19 protein-coding genes are annotated in these 15,870 nt (G+C 63.5%); all 19 read left to right on the top strand.

The genetic code is table 11. The features are described from left to right. The first annotated feature begins 173 nt into the window (after positions 1-173). The 19 genes from GYA95_RS04670 (at position 174) to GYA95_RS04755 (ending at position 15,866) form a co-directional block, all read left to right on the top strand. Positions 174-515 (top strand): phage holin family protein, encoded by a 342-nt coding sequence (locus GYA95_RS04670; RefSeq protein WP_161551255.1) that lies wholly within the window; start codon positions 174-176, stop codon positions 513-515. 91 nt (positions 516-606) lie between these two features. After that, entirely contained in the window at positions 607-870 is a 264-nt protein-coding gene (locus GYA95_RS04675; protein WP_238841717.1) for an HNH endonuclease, read from the top strand. 141 nt (positions 871-1,011) lie between these two features. Next, complete coding sequence (locus tag GYA95_RS04680; RefSeq protein WP_161551257.1) at positions 1,012-1,545, top strand: phage terminase small subunit P27 family; 534 nt, start codon at positions 1,012-1,014, stop codon at positions 1,543-1,545. Continuing rightward, the gene (locus GYA95_RS04685; protein WP_161551258.1) at positions 1,508-3,340 is read left to right on the top strand and encodes a terminase large subunit; all 1,833 of its coding nucleotides are present in this window, start codon (positions 1,508-1,510) and stop codon (positions 3,338-3,340) included. Before GYA95_RS04680 ends, GYA95_RS04685 begins: the two co-directional genes overlap by 38 nt. After that, entirely contained in the window at positions 3,337-3,513 is a 177-nt protein-coding gene (locus GYA95_RS27555) for a hypothetical protein (protein ID WP_170303994.1), read from the top strand. Before GYA95_RS04685 ends, GYA95_RS27555 begins: the two co-directional genes overlap by 4 nt. Positions 3,514-3,515: 2 nt before the next feature. Beyond that, positions 3,516-4,784: a phage portal protein gene (locus tag GYA95_RS04690; RefSeq protein WP_161551259.1), complete on the top strand. Its 1,269-nt coding sequence runs from the start codon at positions 3,516-3,518 to the stop codon at positions 4,782-4,784. After that, complete coding sequence (locus GYA95_RS04695) at positions 4,781-5,728, top strand: S49 family peptidase (protein WP_202982202.1); 948 nt, start codon at positions 4,781-4,783, stop codon at positions 5,726-5,728. The genes GYA95_RS04690 and GYA95_RS04695 overlap by 4 nt, the downstream gene beginning before the upstream one ends. 67 nt (positions 5,729-5,795) lie before the next feature. Next, on the top strand, positions 5,796-7,118 hold the full coding sequence (locus GYA95_RS04700; protein WP_161551260.1) for a phage major capsid protein: 1,323 nt from the start codon (positions 5,796-5,798) through the stop codon (positions 7,116-7,118). A gap of 45 nt (positions 7,119-7,163) precedes the next feature. After that, entirely contained in the window at positions 7,164-7,433 is a 270-nt protein-coding gene (locus tag GYA95_RS04705) for a hypothetical protein (RefSeq protein WP_161551261.1), read from the top strand. A 2-nt stretch (positions 7,434-7,435) separates the two neighbouring features. After that, positions 7,436-7,987 carry a hypothetical protein gene (locus GYA95_RS04710; RefSeq protein WP_161551262.1) on the top strand — a complete coding sequence of 184 codons (552 nt, stop codon included), beginning with the start codon at positions 7,436-7,438 and terminating at the stop codon, positions 7,985-7,987. A 2-nt stretch (positions 7,988-7,989) separates the two neighbouring features. Then, the gene (locus GYA95_RS04715) at positions 7,990-8,367 is read left to right on the top strand and encodes a phage head closure protein (protein WP_161551263.1); all 378 of its coding nucleotides are present in this window, start codon (positions 7,990-7,992) and stop codon (positions 8,365-8,367) included. Next, positions 8,345-8,869, top strand: a complete 525-nt coding sequence (locus GYA95_RS04720; RefSeq protein ID WP_161551264.1) for a hypothetical protein — start codon at positions 8,345-8,347, stop codon at positions 8,867-8,869. Before GYA95_RS04715 ends, GYA95_RS04720 begins: the two co-directional genes overlap by 23 nt. 8 nt (positions 8,870-8,877) lie before the next feature. Next, positions 8,878-9,477, top strand: a complete 600-nt coding sequence (locus tag GYA95_RS04725) for a phage tail terminator protein (protein ID WP_161551265.1) — start codon at positions 8,878-8,880, stop codon at positions 9,475-9,477. Next, on the top strand, positions 9,474-9,659 hold the full coding sequence (locus GYA95_RS04730) for a DUF2635 domain-containing protein (RefSeq protein ID WP_161551266.1): 186 nt from the start codon (positions 9,474-9,476) through the stop codon (positions 9,657-9,659). Before GYA95_RS04725 ends, GYA95_RS04730 begins: the two co-directional genes overlap by 4 nt. Then, positions 9,656-11,152 (top strand): phage tail sheath subtilisin-like domain-containing protein, encoded by a 1,497-nt coding sequence (locus GYA95_RS04735; RefSeq protein WP_161551267.1) that lies wholly within the window; start codon positions 9,656-9,658, stop codon positions 11,150-11,152. Before GYA95_RS04730 ends, GYA95_RS04735 begins: the two co-directional genes overlap by 4 nt. 57 nt (positions 11,153-11,209) lie before the next feature. Then, positions 11,210-11,557: a phage tail tube protein gene (locus tag GYA95_RS04740; protein ID WP_161551268.1), complete on the top strand. Its 348-nt coding sequence runs from the start codon at positions 11,210-11,212 to the stop codon at positions 11,555-11,557. Further along, the gene (locus GYA95_RS04745) at positions 11,557-11,856 is read left to right on the top strand and encodes a phage tail assembly protein (RefSeq protein WP_161551269.1); all 300 of its coding nucleotides are present in this window, start codon (positions 11,557-11,559) and stop codon (positions 11,854-11,856) included. The genes GYA95_RS04740 and GYA95_RS04745 overlap by 1 nt, the downstream gene beginning before the upstream one ends. 129 nt (positions 11,857-11,985) lie before the next feature. After that, positions 11,986-14,451, top strand: a complete 2,466-nt coding sequence (locus GYA95_RS04750; protein WP_202982203.1) for a phage tail tape measure protein — start codon at positions 11,986-11,988, stop codon at positions 14,449-14,451. Further along, positions 14,448-15,866, top strand: a complete 1,419-nt coding sequence (locus tag GYA95_RS04755; RefSeq protein WP_161551270.1) for a DNA circularization protein — start codon at positions 14,448-14,450, stop codon at positions 15,864-15,866. The genes GYA95_RS04750 and GYA95_RS04755 overlap by 4 nt, the downstream gene beginning before the upstream one ends. Positions 15,867-15,870: the final 4 nt, after the last annotated feature.

The following is a 15,870-nucleotide window of genomic DNA, read 5'->3' on the forward strand; positions in this document are numbered from 1 at the left end:
TTCGGTTTTTCCGGCGCCATGTAAAAAGTCACCACGATATCAAAAGTGCGCTTAGGCGCTTCCCCACAAGCACTGTGCTGTGCAACCCGCCCCGCTCTGTCGGTGCATCGAGAACCCTGCCATCTGGCGGGGTTTTCTTTTTCCGGCGCCGTGCTTTTGCCAATGAGGCCTGCATGAACAGCGAGCAACAAGCATTAGTCGAGATGCCGATCTGGATGGTGATCATTCTGTCCTTGGTCGGCGGCGTGTCGGGTGAGATGTGGAGGGCTGACAAAGCCGGGGTCCGCGGTTGGGCGCTGGTCCGGCGCATCATCTTGCGCTCGGGTGCCTGCATTGTTTGCGGCCTGTCCACCATCATGCTGCTGTATTCGATGGGGGCATCGCTCTGGGCGGCTGCAGCATTTGGGTGTCTTACAGCGATGGCAGGTGCTGATGTCGCTATCAGCCTGTACGAACGTTGGGCAGCGAAACGGCTGGGCGTGTGCGAAGTACCGCCGGTGAGTCGTGAAGGGTAACGAACGGCGGGGCAGTAGCGCATCGCGTGGCTACGGTCACCGCTGGCGGTTGGCTCGGGAGGTGTTTCTCGGGGCCAACCCGTTCTGCTCAATGTGTTCGACGGCCTTCCGGCCGGTGGCTGCCACGGTGGTAGACCACAAGGTCGCGCCCCGTCTGCAGGAAGCAAAGGAATCCGGTGACCCTGAAAAGATCAAGGCTGCATGGAAGCTGTTCTGGGATCAGGGCAACTGGCAGCCACTGTGCAAGCTGTGCCATGACTCGGTGAAGCAGAGGCTGGAGCGCACCGGCCGGGTGGCTGGCTGCAGCCCGTCGGGCATGCCGCTCGACCCCAACCACCACTGGAACCGGCGCTGACCCGGCGCTCCGCCCGCCCCGGCCTGCCGGGGTAGGGGGGGTGAAAAACTTTTTCCCGGCTCTCTCGTTGACCGCTCGCCCAACTCCGTGTGCAAAACCGGGAAAAATGAGGGAGGGGGGTATCAGAAATAGGAGGTTTCCATGGCCGGAAACGGTAACTCCGGGCGGCCAGGCCTGCCCGCATCGGTGCATCTGCTCAACGGCAACCGCAGCAAACTCTCGCCTGCGCAGTTGATGAATGAAATCAAAGATCCAGCGGTGCCGGTCGGCGTCCCGCCCATGCCGGATTTTCTCACCGGGGACGCGGTAGCCGAGTGGACACGGATCACTGAGGCGCTGGTTGCACTGGGTTGGGTGTCGCGCCTCGACCAGTTGGCGCTCGCCACGTACTGCCAAGCCTACGGCGATTGGCTGCGCTTCCAGCGGCTGATCGCTGAGCGCAATGCACAGTCGGCAGACGGCTTGGGTGGCGAGGTGCAGACCTTCAAGACCGGCGCCCAGCAGACCCATGTGCTGCGGCAGCTGGCCAACGACGCCGAGAAGCGTGCCAACGCGGCCGGTGCTCAGTTCGGGTTATCTCCCCTGGCGCGCCGGAATATGAGAGCCGCGCCGGCGGCACAAGGAGATTTGTTCCCGAATGCAGAACGAGACGCTGCCTCAAAGTATTTCAGCTGACTGCCGGGTAAAGGGCTTCGCTGACCAGGTGCTGGCCGGCACAATCATCGCTGGGCCGGATGTTCGTAACGCTGTGCGGCGCCATCTGCTGGACCTTGAGACGGGGCATGAGCGCGGACTGATCTGGAACGCCGAGGCGGCGCTGCGGGCCATCGGGTTTTTCGAAGATGTGCTGCGCCTCAACGGCGGCGACTTCGAGGGGTTACCGTTCAGGCTGGCGCCTTGGCAGGCGTTCATCGTCGGTAGCCTGTTCGGCTGGTACACCGACGATGGCTACCGCCGGTTTCGCCAGGCGTACATCGAAACCGGTAAGGGCTCCGGCAAGTCGCCCCTGGTCGGCGGGATCGGCCTGTATGGTCTGGTTGCCGACGGCGAACAGCGAGCGGAGGTGTACGCCGCCGCCACCAAGAAGGACCAGGCACAGATCCTGTTCCGCGATGCGGTAGCGATGGTGAACATGGCACCGCATCTTGCCGGGCGTTTGGTTCAGTCCGGGCGCGACGAGAAGGTCTGGAACCTGTTCTACCCCGCGACCAACAGCTTTTTCCGCCCGATCAGTTCCGACGACGGCCAGTCCGGCCCTCGGCCTCATGTGGCGCTGATCGATGAGCTGCATGAGCACAAGACGGCCAGCGCGGTGAACATGATGCGAGCGGGTACCAAGTTCCGGCGTCGTGCATTGATCGTGATGATCACCAACAGCGGCTCCGACAAGGGCTCGGTGTGCGGTCAGTACCACGACCTGGGCGTGCGGATCTGCGAGGGTAAAGAGCACAACGACGCATTCTTTGCCTTCATCTGCTCGCTGGACAAAGGTGATGACCCCTTCAAGGACGAAGCGTGCTGGCCGAAGGTGAACCCGTCGCTGGACTACGTTCTTGAGGGGCAGACCGACGGCATCCCTGGTCGCAAATACCTGCGCGAGCAAGTGGCCGAGGCCAAGGGTCTACCGGCCAAAGAGGCGGTGGTCCGGCGCCTGAACTTCTGCGAGTGGACCCAGGCGACATCGCCTTGGCTGTCGTGGGAGATCTGGCGCGGTGCTGCCGAGCGGGTACCGATGCGCATCCTGCGCAATCGCCCTTGTGTTGGTGGCCTGGACTTGGCTAGTACCACGGACCTGACGGCGTTTGTGCTGATGTTCAGTCCGATGCCGTACGACCCGCACTGGCGCTCACTATCGTACTTTTGGATTCCTGACGACGATCTGTCGGGCCGGGAGAAACGCGACCGCGTGCCGTACCTGCAATGGGTCAAGGAGCGCCATCTGGAGACGACGCCAGGGCGGGCCATCAGCAAGCTGCATGTGCTCCGGCGCCTGCAGACCATCTGCGATTACTTCGACGTGCGGCGGATCGCCTACGACCGCTGGCGGATCGAGGACTTGCTGCAGCTGATGACGGACAACAGCATCACGCTGCCCGAGCTAAAGCCCTTCGGGCAAGGCTTCAAGGACATGGGGCCGGCGGTGGACGAGTTCGAGCGGCGCCTGTTGGGCCGCAAGGTTGAGCCGTCGGAGGTCATTGAGCTGGACCCAGATGATTACGAAGTTGTGTCGGAAGTCACCACTTCCACCGAGGTGGTCGAGACCCTGCTGCACGACGACAACCCGGTGATGACCTGGAACGCAGGCAACGCAGTGATCGTATTCGACCCTGCCAACAACCGGAAGGTCGACAAATCCAAAGCCACGGGCCGCATCGACGGCATCGTCGCTGCCGTGATGGCGGTTGGCATCAGTAGTGACATTTCCGAGGCATCAGACACGTCGGTTTACGACGAAGGGGTAGGTATATGAAGTTGGAAATTGCGTCCTGGCTGGCAGGTCTGCTGGGCTTTGCGCTGTTGGTCGCTGGTGTCTGGATGGTGTATCGGCCAGCCGCATTCATCGTCGCCGGTCTCGGGCTGCTGTTCTGGGCCCGGCTGGCCGATCAGGCGGCGGCACACCAGGTGGCTAGGGAAGGGGGCTGACCATGTTCTTTTCCAGCTTGCGCGCCTCGGGCGCGGGCACATTGACCAATCCAGACAGCGGGTTCTGGCGCGGTTTGATCGGTGGAGGTCGAAGCTCTGCGGGTGTAGCGGTAACGCCTGATACCGCGCTGGCCCTGCCGATCCTGCAGAACTGCGTGACCTTGCTGGCTGAGACAGTGGCGCAGTTGCCGCTGGAGCTGTTCCAGCGCAAGGACAAGGGGCAGCGGGATGCGGCGATCAATCACCCGCTGTACGACGTGCTGCGCTATCAGCCCAACCCATTTCAGACGCCGTGCGAGTACATGGAGCGGCATCAGGGCGCTGCGGGGCTGCGGGGTAACGCCTTCAGCTTCATCGATCGTCGGGAAGATGGCAACGTCACGGCTCTGTGGTCGCTCAAAAATGAGCAGGTGCAGGTTCTCAAGGGTGCCGACCTGCTGCCGTATTACCAGATCGGTGTCGGTGAGGCGGTGCCGATGCGGATGGTGCACCACGTGCGCTGGTTCGGCACGAACCCCTACGTCGGGTTGTCACCCATTGAGTTGCACGCTGACGCGATTGGCCTGACCCAGGCGGTTCGCCAGTACACCGGCAAGAGCTTCGCCAACGGCGTGGCCGTATCCGGCGTGATCGAGCGTCCCCGTGAGGCGCCCGCGATCAAGGACCAGGGGATCATCGACAAGATCGTCGATCAGTGGGGCCATAAGTTCGGCGGCATGGACAATTCCAAGAAAGTCGCGCTGCTGCAGGAGGGCATGACCTTCAAGCCGGTGTCGATGACCAACGTTGACGCCGAAATCGTCGGCATCATGAAACTGACCGGTCTAGACATTGCGCGGATCTACAAGATCCCGCTGCCCATGGTGAACGACCTGGAGAAGTCGAACTACAACACTCTGGAACAGTTGATGATCCAGTTTGTGGTATTCGCCCTGCTGCCCTGGGTGAAGCGCCATGAACAGGCAATGATGCGCGACTTCCTGCTGCCGAAGGATCGGCGTGACTACTTCATTGAGTTCAACCTGTCCGGCCTGCTGCGCGGCGACCAGAAAAGTCGGTACGAGGCCTATGCCATCGGCCGTCAGTGGGGTTGGCTGAGCGTGAACGACATTCGGCGCCTGGAGAACATGCCGCCCGTGCAGGGTGGTGAGATCTACCTTCAGCCGCTCAACATGGTCGACGCTGGCAAGCAGCCCGACCTGAACAACCCCAGTGTGCGCGCCCAGCTTGAGCTGCAGCACGCCGAGATCGGGAGGATCCTTGCCCAATGAGTAAGCGTTATCTGCGGGCCTCCAGCCTGCTGTTCAATCAACCCCTGCTGGTTACGCCGGACATGCTCGACCTGGGCGTGCGCTGGGCCAACCAGACCATGAGCCTCAACATCATCAACCTCGGCGGTAGCTCGGCCCAGCTCTGGAAGGATGACGATCCTGTCGACCGGGTGGCATTCGCGGACGAGCAGCGCCGCAATGCGATTGCCCAGACCGGGATCGAGGTTGTCCCGGTCAGCGGTGTATTGGTCAGCCGTGGGAGTCACCTCAACGCCTGCGAGACCATGACCAGTTACGAAGGGTTGCGCTCCCAGCTGCAGCGCGCCGTGGCCGACCCCCTGGTCGAGCACATCGTGCTGGATATCGACAGCCCTGGTGGTTCTGCCGTGGGCGCCTTCGAGTTGGCCGAAGATATCCGGGCGATGACCGCGCAAAAGCCCATCACCGGCTTGGTCAACTTCATGGCGTACAGCGGTGGCTACCTGATCGGTTCGGCGTGCAGCGAGCTGGTGGTGAGTCGGACCAGTGGTGTCGGCTCCATCGGGGTGATTGCCAGTCACATGGACCGCTCGAAAATGGAAGAGGGGATGGGCGTGAAGGTGACCACGGTGTACGCCGGGGCACACAAGAACGATCTCTCCCCACATGAGCCCATCACCGAGCAGTCGATGAAATTCCTCAACGAGCTGGTGCAGGAGAGCTACCAGATGTTTGTCAGTGCTGTTGCCGAGTATCGCGGCCTTCCGGTTGCCAAAGTGATTGGCACCGAGGCTGCGTTGTATCGCGGGCAAACCGCAATCGATGTGGGGCTGGCTGACCGCCTGCAGAACCCCCAGCACACCGTTGACGAGCTGTCGCGGGCTGTTGCGCAAAACCGTGCAACACGCCAGACAGGTCGCATCAGCGTGCGTGCAGCCGCGTTGGCGATGCAGGTCCTCGCCTGACCGTATCAACCGTACCAACTGAATCCGGACCCGCTTAGTGCGGGTTTTTTTATGCCCAGGAGGCAGCATGTCCCTTGTACTTCAAATGCGTAATGAGCGCGCTGGCCTGGTCACCCAAGTGCAGGCGCTGGCCAAGATCGAGGCCGACGGCGGTAGCTTGAGCGCTGAGCAGTTGCAGCAGTTCACCAGTCTGGAAGCGCAGATCAACGATCTGACGGCCAAGATCAGTCGCGCCGAATCGGCCGAGCGCCTGGCGGCGGCCAGCGCGGTGCCGGTCAACGAGTCGGCTCAGGGGGCGACCAGCCCACCACAAGGCAGTATCTCCGGACCGTTCAGCGAGAAGGCCAAGCCTGGTACCGGCATGGCGCAGATGGCGCGTTTGTTGGCCTCTGCCCATGGCAACCAGCAGACGGCTGCCCAGATGGCGAAAGACGGCGGTTTCCCCGCTGATGTTCATATGGCCTTGAGCGTCGTAACCCCAGGTGCGGGCGGTGTGCTGGTGCCGCAGAACTTCGCTACCGAGGTCATTGAGTCGCTGCGTCCGGTGTCCATTGTGCGCAAGATGGGCGTTACCAGCCTGCCGCTGAACAACGGCAACCTGACCCAGCCGCGTATCACCGGCAACACTGTGGTGACGTACATCGGTAGCGATACCGATATCCCGATCACCGGCATGACGTTCGCTGACACCAAGCTGTCGGCGAAAAAGGCTGCCGCTATTGTGCCTATTTCCAACGACCTGCTGGCCATGAGCGGGGTAAACCCTCGCGTCGATGGCCTGGTGCTCAATGACCTGACCGTGAGCATGGGCCTGTCGGAAGATCTGCACTTCATCCGGGCTGATGGCTCTGGCTCGCTGCCCAAGGGTATGCGCCACTGGGCGCTGCCTTTCAACGTCCTGCCGGCGCCGGCGGTTGATGGGCTGACGCTGGAAAAGATCGACCTGTTCCTGGGCGGCATGATGCTGCGCCTGGAAACCGCGAACGTGATGATGAAGTCGTGTGGCTGGTTGATGGCTCCGCGCGTCCTTCGTTGGCTGCAATCGCTGCGTGATGGCAATGGCAACAAGGCTTATCCAGAAATCGATCAGGGCATGCTGAAAGGCTACCCAGTCGGTTTGAGCAACCAGATCCCGGTCAACCTCGGCGTCGACGGCAACGAAACCGAGATCTACTTCGTCAACTTCGCGGACTGCATGATCGGCGAAGACATGGACCTGACCCTGAGCTTCAGCAATGAAGCTTCCTACAAGGACGCCCAGGGCGAAATGGTCAGTGCCTTCCAGCGTGACCAGACCCTGCTGCGCGTGATCGCGAAACACGACTTCGGCCCGCGTCACGTCGAGAGCATCGTGGTGGCGGTCGCTGTGAAGTGGGGCGCAGGCATGTAATCACCGGCCCTGGATTGGCCGGGGCCGCTCAACTGGATGGAAGTTATGGCAAGGGTAATTGTTGTGTTCACAGGCTCCTGGCGTGGTTACGGCAAGGGCGAGGTGGCGGGTTTCGAGGAAGAAGTTGCGCAGTCGCTGATCGATGGCGGTCGTGCTGAGTTGCACGAAGGCAAGAAAGCTGGCAAGTCCGGTGGTGGTAAGGGCAAGCCAGCTCCCGCGGCGAAAGAGCCAATCCAGTCCGGCCCTTCGACGGAGCCACCACCGAATCCGGATTCGACCACCACTGATCCGGATGACGACGAAGAGAAACCCTGATCATGGCGCGCCGCATCGCCTACACGGGGGCGCCCGTGCTGACGTTGGAACAGGTGGCCTTTCAGTGCCGGGCTGAGCCAGAAGACCTGCAGCCTGAGCTAGTCGACCAGATCATCATCCCTGGCGTTACCGCCCAGGGTGAATCGAAAACAGGGGCGGCGATCCGTGAAGCAATCTACGAGGAGGACTGGCCGGCGGCGTATCCGTCGGGCCATTCGTTGGACATTGGCCAGGTGGTTGCCGTCGAATCCGTGGTGGTGTTGGGAGAGGCAGGTCAGGTGATCCCCTACGACGGCCAGGCGGAGCTTAGCCAGGGCGGGAAGGAGAGCTATCTGCACTTCCCTGGTGGCCGGCCTGCTGGCCGGTTGCGTATCCGTTACCGGGCCGGGGTGAACCTGGAAGCCTATCCCGGCGTGCTCAGCTGGCTGCTGATGGCGGCGGAAACGGCATTCACCCATCGGGGGCTTTTGGTCGTGGGGCAATCCCTGGCCGAAGTGCCGGCGAGCTTTGTCGACCATCTGCTGGCGGATATCACCGTTCCGCCGAGGTTTTAGCCATGGCAATACGAGCACCTGCGTCGGGCGAGCTGAAGCACCGCATGGAAGTTCGGAAAAGGGCTGATAAGCCCGCTGGCCCCGGCCTGGAGCCTGAGTTCCAGCGGATCTGTTGGCGCTGGGTAAAGGTTGAACCGCTTGGCACGGCGACCTATGCCAGTGCCCAGCAGACCAAAACGGCGCTGACCCACCGCTTGTACTGTCGTTTCATTCCCGATCTGGACGGGGACTGTGAGTTCGTTGGCCGTGGCCGTGTTTATCGGGTGAAGCGGCCCACCGACCTCGCTGGGCAGCAAGTCTGGTCGGTAGTGGAGGTGGAGGAACTGGGGGCGTCGAGTCGCGAAGGAGGGCAGTCGAATGGCCAACTCTGTTTCGATTGACGGTTATCTGCATGTCGATGGCTTCGACAAGTTCGAACGGGAGGCCTTCGACAGGCGCAAGATCCGTGCCGGCATGCGCAAGGTAGGCCAGCTAGTCACCGGCCGGGCGCAGATGAACCTGGCACTTGGCGTGGGGCAGAAGGGCTATCCGATCAACCGTACTGGTGCCACGGTCGACTCCATCGGTTTCAAGCTGTCGCGGTCGGGGTTTCTGGTGCGTATCTCGCCGGCCAAGACCAGCAGCATGAAAGACTTTTACCCGGCTTACCTGCATTACGGCGTGCGCCTGGGGTCACGGCTTCGGCCGCTGGCTGCCGGGCAGGGTCGTGGCCGCAGCAACCGCCGGCTAAAAGGTAAGCGGCAGGAGGCTTTGGCTGCCCGTCGCCAGAACGGTTGGCGTATTGAACCCCGCGATAACTACATGACCGATGCGCTGACTGACAGCCGCGCCGACGTGCAACGCATCCTGCAGCAGGCCTTCGCCGCCGCGCTGCTCAACTGAGAGCCGACATGAAAATCACGCCTGTGATTGAGCAGCTGCGCGCCTATGCGCCTGGCTTCGATGAACGTGTGGCCGGCGGCCTGGATTGGGACCCAACCGCCGACAGCGCCAAGCTGGAGGTTCCGGCGGCCTACGTGATCGCGGTGGGCGACTCGGCCGACGAGCCGGTTTCGCAGAACGTGTACACGCAGGAAGTGCGCGACGCGATCGATGTGTGTGTGGTGCTGCCGACGGTAGACGAACGCGGGCAATCGGTGGTCGATGTGCTGCACGACGTGCGCGCCCAGTTGTGGCGCGCCCTGGTTGGCTTCGCGCCTGACCCGGAGTCGGGTCCGCTGCTGTACGACGGCGGCCAATTGCTGCTGATCGACCGCGATCGGGTGGTTTACCGCTACCGCTTCTATGCCGATCTGCAGTTGGGTCGCTGGGAACAGACCGGCGAAGGCAAGCCGCAGACCTGGCAGGAATGGCAACTGGCCGGCCTGCCGGTGCTGGAAGGGATCGACACCCGTTTCGACTTCATCAACCCCCTGAAAGACTCCAACGTCACGGCGCCAGGCCCTGACGGGAGAGTCGAGTTCAACACCCGGGAGAACCTGACCCCATGAAGACCATCAACCTCAAGCCGGCACCCGGGCGCGACTGCCCGATGCCGCACAACCCCCGCGAGCTGCTGCCCGCCGGCGGCGCCACGGTGCCGCGTAACGCGTACTGGGAGCGCCGCATCAGCGACGGTGATGCCGTCGAGCAGAAAGCCAGCACCAAGCCCAAGGGGAGCACGGCGCAATGAGCGTAAGTTTCAGCAACATCCCCAGCGACATTCGCGTGCCGCTGTTCTATGCCGAAGTCGACAACTCCATGGCCAACAGCGGCGCATCGAGCTTGCGCCGGCTGATCATTGGCCAAGTCAACGACGACGCCGATGGCCCCGAGATTGGCCGCCTGACCCTGGTGTCGCGGACCAGCGAGGCCAAGGACATTGGCGGCGCCGGTTCGATGCTGGCCAGCATGCACGCCCGTTGGCGCGCCATCGACGTGGCCGGCGAGGTGTGGTGCCTGCCGCTCAAGGTTGCCACCGGCGTGGCTGCGACTGGCACCGTTACCGTAACGGGGTCGGTCGAGTCGGCCGGCCTGGTCAATCTGTACATCGCTGGCCAGCGCGTGCGCGCCCTGGCTGTGGCGGGCGCTTCGGCCGATGCGGTGGCCACTGCCTTGGCGGCGGCCATCAATGAGGCGATCGACCTGCCGGTTACCGCGACGGTAGCCGCCGGCGTGGTCACCCTGCAGGCCAAGTTCAAGGGCGAGCTGGGCAACGACATTCAGGTGCAACTCAATCGCCTGGGCCGCGTGAACAGTGAGGTTACCCCGGCGGGCCTGACCATCGTCACCACCGGCATGACCAGCGGTGTCGGCAGCCCTGACGCCGCAGCCGCGCTGGCCGCGTTGGGCGACGAAGAGTTCGAATTTATCGCCCAGCCGTGGACCGACGCCGACACCCTGGACGCCTGGAAAGAGACCATGGACGACAGCGCCGGTCGTTGGTCCTGGGCTAAACAGCTGTACGGCCACGTCTACAGCGCCAAGCGCGGCACCCTCGGTGAGCTGGTCGCGGCCGGGCGCCTGCGCAACGACCCGCATGTGACCGTGCATGGCTTCGAACGGGGCGTGCCGCAGCCGGTGTGGGAGGTGGCGGCCGGCTGGGCGGCGCGAACGGCGGTGTTCATCAGTGCCGACCCTGCGCGGCCGACGCAGACCGGCGTGGTGACGGGCATTGATCCGGCGGAGGCAAGTGCTCGTTTCACTCTGACCGAACGGCAGTCGCTGCTGACCAGCGGCATGGCCACGGCAAGTTACAGCGGCGGCAGCTACCGCATCGAGCGCGCCATTACCACGTATCAGCGCAACGCCTACGGGCAAGCCGATGATTCGTATCTGGACAGCGAGACGCTGCACCAGTCGGCGTATGTGATCCGCTACTTGCGCAGCATCATCACCAGCAAGTACGGCCGCCACAAGCTAGCCAACGACGGTACCCGCTTTGGCCCCGGCCAGTCGATTGTCACGCCGAAGGTGATTCGCGGTGAGCTGATCGCGGCCTACGGCGCGCTTGAGCGTGACGGCATTGTCGAGAACGCCGAGATGTTCAATCGGTACCTGATCGTCGAGCGTGACGCCAACAACCCGAACCGGCTCAGCGTGCTGTTCCCGCCGGACCTGGTGAATCAACTGCGCGTGTTCGCGCTGCTGTACCAGTTCCGCCTGCAGTACCCCGAAGCGACTTAATCCGCATCGTTCAACCCCGGCCCGCCTTGTGCGGGCTTTTTTCTGGGAGATCCCTTTATGGGTCAGAAAGTCGCAGGCACCTGTTACATCAAGGTCGACGGCGATCAGTTGGTCATCACCGGCGGCGTGGAGTGCCCGCTGTCGGACGTGAAGCGGGAGACCATCACGCGGGGCTACTTCAAAGAAGAAGACCTGATCCCCTACGTCGTCGTTGACGCGGTGAAGACCGCCAACTTCCCCCGGGCCAAGCTGGCCGCCGGTATTGCCATGACCGTAACGGCCGAACTGGCTGATGGCTCCGTGTACGTGCTGAGCGGCGCGTACCTGGTCGATGAAACCAAAGTGACCGGCGACGACGCCAAGGTCTCGCTCAAATTCGAAGGCATTCAAGGAGACTGGCAGTAATGAGCACCGTAACCCATACCCTCACTGCACCGATTCAGGCCCACGGCGAAGAACTCAAGGAACTGACCCTGCGACGGCCCACCGTGCAGGAATGTCGCGCCATCAAGTCGCTGCCCTACAACATCGGCGAAAGCGGTTACCCCATCCTCGACGTGGAAGTCGCAGCCAAATACATCGCCGTCTGCGCAGCCATCCCTGCCAGCTCGGTAAACCAGTTGGAACTGCCCGACTTGAACAACGTAGCCTGGCTCGTCGTGGGGTTTTTCATGCCCCGCGATTCGGAACAGTCGGCAGCCTAACTGAGTTGGCCTATGACCTCGCGTGGTGGTGGAAAGCCACCCCGGGCGAGGTGCTGGGATGGACCCTCGACACGCTGTTCGAGAGCGAGGAAAACGCGTGGCGCATCAACGCGCTGACTGGGGGTGGCAGTGGCGGATAAATTCCAGCTAAAGGCCCTGATCACTGGCGTCGACAAGCTGTCGCCGGTGCTCAGTGGCGTGCGCAAGAACGCGGCGATGCTGCGCAAGCAGTTGAACAGCTCGGGCCTGGGCAAGATCACCTTTGGCGAGGCCCTGCAGGGCGGCGCCATTGCGGCCCCGTTCGTGATGGGCGTGAAGGCGGCGATGGGCTTCGAGAGCGCCATGGCCGACGTGAAAAAGGTGGTCAACTTCGACACGCCGGCGCAGTTCAAGGCGATGAGCGACGACGTGTTGGGCCTGTCCGAGCGGCTGCCGATGGCGGCCGAGGGCATCGCGCAGATTGTCGCGGCTGGCGGTCAGTCGGGCATTGCCCGGGAAGAGCTGAACCGCTTTGCCGAGGATGCGGTGAAAATGGGCGTGGCCTTCGACCAGACGGCCGAAGAATCCGGCTCGATGATGGCCAAGTGGCGCACGGCCTTCAAAATGAATCAGGCCGAGGTGGTGACCCTGGCCGACCAGATCAACTACCTAGGCAACACCGGCGCAGCGAGCACCGGGCAGATTTCCAGCATCCTGACGGCCATCGGCCCGCTGGGTGAGGTGGCCGGTGTCAGCGCGGCCCAGCTGGCCGCCATGGGCTCGACCCTGGCCGGTGTGGGTATCGCCCAGGACGTGGCCGCAACGGGCATCAAGAACTTCATGCTGACCCTGACCGCCGGCACGGCGGCCACCAAGTCGCAGCAAGAGGCGTATAAGGCGCTGCGCCTGGATGCCAACGAGCTGGCCAAGGGCATGCAGACCGACAGCGAGGGTACGATTAACCGCGTGCTGCAGACGCTGGCCAAGGTTGAGAAGAGCAAGCAGGCGGCCGTGCTGACCAGCCTGTTCGGCAAGGAGTCGGTAGGGGCCATCGCGCCGCTGCTGACGAGCCTGGGTACCCTGCAGAAGAACTTCAAGTCAATCGGCGATGAAACGCAGTACGCCGGCTCGATGAACAACGAGTACGCTGCCCGGGCCGCAACCACGCAGAACGCCATGCAGTTGCTGCAGAACCGCGTGACCCGCTTGGGCATCACGGTCGGCAGCATGCTGTTGCCGCCGCTGAACGATTTCATGGCCACCGTGGGGCCGATTGTCAGCAGTGTCAGCAGCCTGGCTGCTGCACATCCCTGGTTGATCAAGGGCGTGCTGGGGGCGGCGGTGGGCTTCACCGTGTTGCGCTTGGCCACAGCCGGCGCTACGGCCGCCCTGGCGATGATGAACGGTGTGGCGAGCATGAGCCCGATCGGGATGATCGTGCGCGGTATCGCCATCGCCGCCGGCGTGCTGATCGCCAACTGGTCGACCGTGGCGCCGTACTTCCAAGCGGTGTGGGACAAGATCAAGGGGCCGGCGATGGCCCTGTGGGGCTGGATGAAAACAGCCTTTGCCTGGTCCCCGATCGGCCTGATCATGGCCAACTGGGAGCCGCTGAGCCGGTATTTTGTGGCCCTGTGGGATGAAATCAAAGGCCCGGCGATGACTGTGTGGGGGTGGATGAAAACCGCTTTCGCCTGGACGCCGCTTGGCCAGATCATCGCCAATTGGCAGCCACTGAGCCGCTTCTTTGCCAGCCTGTGGGGCCTGGTCAAGGCGCTGTCGGTGCCGTTCATGGGCTTCCTGCGGACTGTGTTCGACTATTCCCCGCTTGGGTTGATCATCAACCATTGGGGGCCGATCAGTGGCTTTTTCCAAGGGGTATGGGAAGCGATTAAGGCGCTGTCGGTGCCGTTCCTCGACTTCCTCAAGACCGTGTTTGACTGGTCACCGCTGGGCTTGCTGGTCAAGCACTGGGAGCCGATCACGGCCTATTTCAAAGGGCTGTGGGAGAAACTGCGGCCGATCGTTGAACCCATGATGAAGTTCCAGGGGTTCAGTTCGGAGGGCGGGGTGATCGAGGCCGCGACCAACAAGGTCAACGCCTGGACGGAGCAGCAGCAGGCGCGCAACGCAGCGACCCAACCGGTGCCGGGCGCCCTGGTGCGGCCGATGGCTCAGCCGGTGCAGCTGATGCCCGAGGCTACCAGCGCGGCCAGTCTGTTGCGGGTGCCTGGGCAAGCGCCGGAGCGGCCGCCGCTTCGCCTGGTGTCGTCGGCGCCGGCGCTTATGGCCTCGCAGCTGGGCGAACAAGCCAAGGAAAGCTACGCCAAGGGGCTGACCCAGGCCGAGGCGCTGAAACAGGCTGAAACGGCCGTTGTGCAGCGCCCTGGCCTAACGTCCGTGGCCGCCCCGGCGCCGGGTGGTTTGCCGGCGTCGCGGGGGTCGTTGGTCCAGCAGTCGGCAGCGGCCAACAAGACCCAGCTGGAAGGGTCGATGGTGGTCCGCTTCGACAATGCCCCGCAGGGCATGCGCGTCGAACAGGGAGAATCCAACCAGCCCGGCCTGCAGGTAACCCCGCAGGTCGGTTATCGCTCATTGGGTAGGGGGGCAGGATGACGACATGGCGGGATGAGTTACGGCCGGCCTCCTTTCGTGGGGTGCCGTTTCACGTCGACAGCGACAGCATGCCGGTCGGTCGGCGTACCCAGGTCCATGAGTACCCCCAGCGCAACGAGCCGCTGGTGGAGGACCTGGGCCGCATAACGCGGGAAATCAAGTTGGCGGCCTTCGTGATCGGCGAAGACTACATGCGCAAGCGTGACGCCTTGCTCAATGCCCTGGACAAACCCGGCGCCGGGGATTTGATCCACCCCTGGTACGGCCGTCTGACGGTCACGGCGACGGGCTGTTCGGTGAGCCATGAGCGCCGTGAAGGGGGGATGGCGCGCTTCGACCTGGTGTTTGTGGAAGAGGGCGAAAAGGGCTTTCCCTCTGGCGTGCCGAACACGGCGCGGCAGCTGGAAGAGTCTTCCGAAACCCTGCTGCAGTCGGCGATCCGCCGCTACAAGGAAGCCATGGCCGTGGTGAATCGGGCACGTCTGGCTGTGGTTGCCCTGCAGAACGGTATCGCCGGCGTGCAGATGGCGATCGCCCAGGAACTGCGCCAGTTGACGGGTCTGGTCAGTTCGGTGGAAGCACTGGCCGACATGCTGATCAATGCCCCGGGCAACTTCGCGGCGATGATCCGGGGGCAGTTTTCCAGCATCGGCGGCAGCCGCTCGACCGGCTACCGCTGGGGGCCTTCGAGCAGCACGCTGTCCAGCAGCTCAAGCAGTACCACGTCGGCATCGTCCGGCGCCTCGAGCATTGAGGCTGACCCGGAGTTTGCCAGTACGGTGGCCGGCCTGCCTGAGGCTGACCCGGAGTTTTCCACCTTTGTCGCGTCGAGTCGTGCCATTACCACGCAGGTTGAGCAGTCACGCGCCCTGGCGGCGCAGGTGCTGGCCGCAGCGGCGGCGATCGAGGCGGGCAGCAGTGTTGCCGGTGGTGCTGCCGCGGCCGCTGTCATTGAGGCTGCCCGCGAGCTGGTGCGTGACGCGCTGATTGTCCTGGCCGTGCGCACGGCCGCCGCCATGCCAGTGGTGCAGGCGCCGGCGCCGCTGTCGGGGTATCCGTCCCTGCAGCAGCAAGTGGCTTCGCCGATCGCACGGCCGGACGTGCCGGTTACGGCTGACGTGGTGGCCGTGCGTGACGCGATCGAGGCCGCGCTAGTGGCTGCCGAGCAGACCGCCCCGCATGAGCATTTCGAGGTGCTGGAGGTGGTGCGCAAGCAAGTGCGCGCCCACCTGACCGAGGTGGCCCGCGCCGGGGTGCGCCTGGCCGAGGTGACCACGCTGGAAAGCCTGCCGGCGGTGGTGCTGGCCTATCAGCGTTACGGCGACGCGACCCGCGCCGCTGAAATCGTTACGCGTAACAAGGTCGCACACCCGGGGTTCCTGCCTGTCGGGGTGCTGGCCGTCGCTCAAGAGTAAGCCT

Source organism: Pseudomonas asiatica (genome assembly GCF_009932335.1).
Taxonomy (GTDB): Bacteria; Pseudomonadota; Gammaproteobacteria; order Pseudomonadales; family Pseudomonadaceae; genus Aquipseudomonas; species Aquipseudomonas asiatica.